Below are 2,313 nucleotides of genomic sequence, written 5' to 3'. Positions count from 1 at the left end.
GGGGTAAGCCGGATCAAGCGGCAGATACGCGCCGCCGGCTTTCAGGATAGCCAGCAAACCGACCACCATTTCCAGACTGCGTTCCGTACAGAGGGCGACGAGATCGTCCGGGCGCACCCCCAGTTCAATCAGGTGATGGGCTAGCGGGTTGGCGCGGCGGTTGAGTTCACCGTAGCTCAAGGTTTGGTTCTCAAAAACGGCGGCAATATTATCGGGACGCTGTTCTGCCTGCGCTTCAAATAGTTGGTGGATCAACGCATCTTGCAGGAAATCCGTCTGGGTGGCGTTGAAATCCACCAGCAGTTGGTGCCGCTCTGGGGCGGGCAGCATCGGTAATGTGGCAACGGGTTGGGTTTCATCCGCCACCATAGCGGCCAGCACGTTGGTGAAGTAACCCATCATCCGTTCAACGGTTGCGGTGTCGAATAAATCGCTGGCATATTCCAATGCACCGACCAGGCCATCCTCGGTTTCGGTCAATGACAAGGTTAAATCAAAGTGGGCGTTACGGTGAGGCTGTTCAACCGTTGAAAGCTGGAGATCGGGCAGTGTCAACGCCTTGGCTGGGGTGTTGTTTAAGGCCAGCATCACCTGAAAGAGGGGGTTGTAGCTTAAGCTGCGTTCCGGCTGGAGGGCTTCCACCACCTGCTCGAAAGGAAAATCTTGATGGTCATAGGCCGCCAGTGTTCGCTCCCGCACCTGGGCAAGCAGATCGGCTACATGGAGGTTATCACTGACGGTGATGCGCAGCGTCAGCGTATTAACAAAGAACCCGATTAACCCTTCCAGCTCATGCTGTGGGCGATTAGCCACCGGGGTGCCGATAACAATATCCTCCTGGCCACTGAGCCGGGCGAGGACAAGACTCCAGGCACTGAGCACGGTCATAAACAAGGTGATGTTATGGCGCTGCCCCAGTGCCTTAAGTGAGGCCAATAAACCGGCATCAAGCCGGAACGGGACTTGATCACCGATATAGCTTTGTTCCGCCGGGCGTGGCCGGTCGGTCGGCAGTGTCAGTAAAGCCGGTGCGCCTGCAAGCTGGGTGCACCAAAAATCCCGCTGGGCAGCAAGGGCTGTGCCTTGTAGTTGTTGATGTTGCCAGGCGGCATAATCGGCATACTGAATAGGAAGTGGCGCTAAAGGCGCGTCCTGACCCTCAAGGGCGGCGCGGTAGAAGGTGGCCAGCTCGTGTACCAGCACACCAATAGACCAACCGTCAGTGATAATGTGATGTAAGGTCAGCAATAACACATGCTCTTCGTCTGCCAGTTGTAGCAGTTGACCACGAATAAGCGGCCCTTGGGTAAAATCGAAGGGAGCCTTAGCCTCACACTCAGCAAACTCGGCGATATGTTGGGTATGCAAGGCCGGATCGAGCTGACGAAAATCGTGATAGGCCAGGGCAAAACCGATGTCAGCCGGATCAATATGCTGGCAAGGTTGGCCTGAGACTAGCACAAAGCGGGTACGCAAACTTTCATGGCGGGCAATGAGTTGGTCAAGTGACATTTTCAGCGCCTGGCGGTTGAGCTGTCCGGTGAGGCGTAATGTCACCGGCAAGTGATAAGCCTGACTGGCCGCCGGATCGAGTTGGTCGATAAACCACAACCGCTGCTGGGCAAAAGAGAGTGGCAGGGGCTGATGCCTATCCGCTGGTGTGATGGATGATGGTGGTTGAACCCCGCGCGCTTTCAATCGTTCTTCAATTTTTTTCTCTAGCACCGCACGTTTCAAATCATCAATATTCATGTTGGGCTTTGTCATTATTTACTGCCTCCGCGGGCATTTTTCCCGTCTAAAATTGCCATTAATTCTTCCGCTGACAATGAGTCAAGATCGTCTTGGATTGATTCAAGCTGATTTTCCCCTACCGCCTTCATTTGAAGGGAAAGAATAACGTTGCCCTGTTCCACCAATGTGGGCGAAGCGAACAATGCGCTAAGGGAAATATTGACCAGGAACTGGTTTTGTATGCGCGTTATCAGTCGGGTGACCATCAGCGAATGACCGCCGAGTTCAAAGAAGTGGTCATGGCGGCTGATGCGCTCCAGCCCTAATAAGTCTTGCCAGATTTGCGCCAGTTCCGTTTCTATTTTTCCTTGTGGGGGGACATAACCCTGTGTCACTACGGCGGAGACATCCGGTGCCGGCAGCGCCTTGCGGTCGAGTTTGCCGTTAGGCGTCAGCGGGAACGTCTCCAATGTGACAAAGGCACTGGGCAGCATATAGTCCGCCAGATGCTGGCTGAGTTGCTCCCGCAATGCCGCCGGCACCAGTTCCGCCCCGTCCTCTGGCCGCAGGTAGGCGACC

General features: G+C 55.0%; 2 protein-coding genes. Both read right to left on the bottom strand.

Annotated features, from left to right (window positions below; all coding sequences use genetic code 11):
- On the bottom strand, window positions 1-1,767 hold a 1,767-nt coding region (locus Xkoz_RS18990), incomplete at its 3' end, for a condensation domain-containing protein (RefSeq protein WP_141554452.1).
- Window positions 1,767-2,313 (bottom strand): phosphopantetheine-binding protein (locus tag Xkoz_RS18985; protein ID WP_244183528.1); only part of this gene is annotated, 547 nt, incomplete at its 5' end. The genes Xkoz_RS18985 and Xkoz_RS18990, both read right to left, overlap by 1 nt.

It is taken from the genome of Xenorhabdus kozodoii, from assembly GCF_002632875.1.
GTDB lineage: Bacteria > Pseudomonadota > Gammaproteobacteria > Enterobacterales > Enterobacteriaceae > Xenorhabdus > Xenorhabdus kozodoii.
The sequence above is the reverse complement of the archived record's forward strand: the minus strand, read 5'-3'. Positions and strand labels throughout refer to the sequence as shown.